Source organism: Pseudoalteromonas arctica (assembly GCF_012927645.1).
Taxonomy (GTDB): Bacteria; Pseudomonadota; Gammaproteobacteria; order Enterobacterales; family Alteromonadaceae; genus Pseudoalteromonas; species Pseudoalteromonas arctica_A.
Window position 1 is genome coordinate 1 of sequence record NZ_JABBMT010000078.1, and the last position, 1,548, is coordinate 1,548.

Sequence of the window (1,548 nt, forward strand, 5' to 3'; positions counted from 1 at the left end):
TTTTGATCTCTGACTAAAGAAATTGCATCAAGTTTAAATTCTTTGGTATATTTTTTACGTTTTGTCATTTCTGTTCTCCAGTTAAGCTTATTATGTCTTAACTGGGGTAGTCGAATCCATTAAACCATGTCATCCTTTTATTGATGGCAACTAATGCTTGAGAAAATGCTAACGCTTGCAGCAGCGGTGAGCGAAGCGAATCCGCTGACTGCACTTGTTAGTGTTTAATTCTCCCCAACAAGTCGATAACTTCCTGAACGACCATATCTGGTTCATCTTCCTGTGGGAAATGGTAACTCTTGTTTGTTAATACAGCCTTTCCTTGTGGAAACGCGTTTGCCCATTCAGAGTGTAATTCTCCCCACATTTCTCGGGCTTCATCTGTGAAAAAGAGTAACGGAGGGTTTTCATATTTTTTTATTGATGCAATGACTGTTACAGGAATATCCGGTATCTCAGGATAACCGGGCAATGGTCGTTTAGCCCAGAAATCTAGGTATTGGTTAGACATTCCGTTTTTCATATCGTCCAGTTTCACCTGAGCAATTTCTTTTTCTGCTTTAGTAAGATCAATTCTTCTCATAATATCAACATCATGTTCTGACGCTGGCTCAATTAGCATTAACCCGGAAACCCATTCAGGATAGATAGCAGCAAAGCGTCTAGCGATGTAAGCGCCATATGAATGGGCCACATAAACTACTGGTTTTTTAATGTTAAGAGCTTCAAGAACTAAACGAGCCTCTTCAGCATACTCCTCAGAGCTATAATTCTTCACAACGTGCTCAGATCCCCCGTTTCCAATCCGAGAGTAACGAATAACACGAGTGTTCTTGGCAAGACTTTCGAAAATAGGGTCCCAATCAGATAAACCTGCTGAACCTCCAGCCTCTAAGAATAAGGTATGTTTGCCATTACCAGCCATCTCGTATTCGACATCATAGCCGTTTACCGTGATGAAACTAGACTTGGCAAAAACAACCACTGGAACAAAAAGACTAAAAAGCAACCACGCAGATTTCATTTATTCTCCTTAAACACTAACGCCTTGCTAAGCGGAAAATAATGGTTGGCTATAATCGCGGAGCGATGGCCAACTGTTATTTTTCCGTTTAAGCAACTTGTTAGCTACCGTTGTATGATGAATGCACACCGTCATAATAGCCTTGAGCAAACGCAGCATGAGGGCTTTTATGGCGAACTGTACCTGCTTGGCTTTCAGGCAAAGAATCTAAATTAATATTTAATTGTTCATCTCTTCTTTGCCCTGATTGATAGCCAGCTTCGTATGCACATCCTGCACACTTATGGCCCCAAAACCTCCTTGATCATGAGGTAAAGATTCTAAAAAAGGCCAATGTCTATGTTCTTGGTTACAAACACTCATTTCTATCTCCTATGTTCCGTGAAATGATTTAGGTAGTTAGACATAATGACTCCCACACGGTGTTAGCCTCCGCTTTTCGTGGGTTAGCTTAATTCAAAGCCAGAGCCATAATTAGTTTGTCAATTAACTAAACAGCAGAGGCTAACATGAATAAACATAGC

General features: G+C 40.6%; 1 protein-coding gene. It reads right to left on the reverse strand.

Annotation, left to right across the window (positions count from 1 at the left end; genetic code table 11):
- Nucleotides 1–217: 217 nt before the first annotated feature.
- The gene (locus HHO47_RS18940; protein WP_169021691.1) at nt 218–1,024 is read right to left on the reverse strand and encodes an alpha/beta fold hydrolase; all 807 of its coding nucleotides are present in this window, start codon (nt 1,022–1,024) and stop codon (nt 218–220) included.
- Nucleotides 1,025–1,548: the final 524 nt, after the last annotated feature.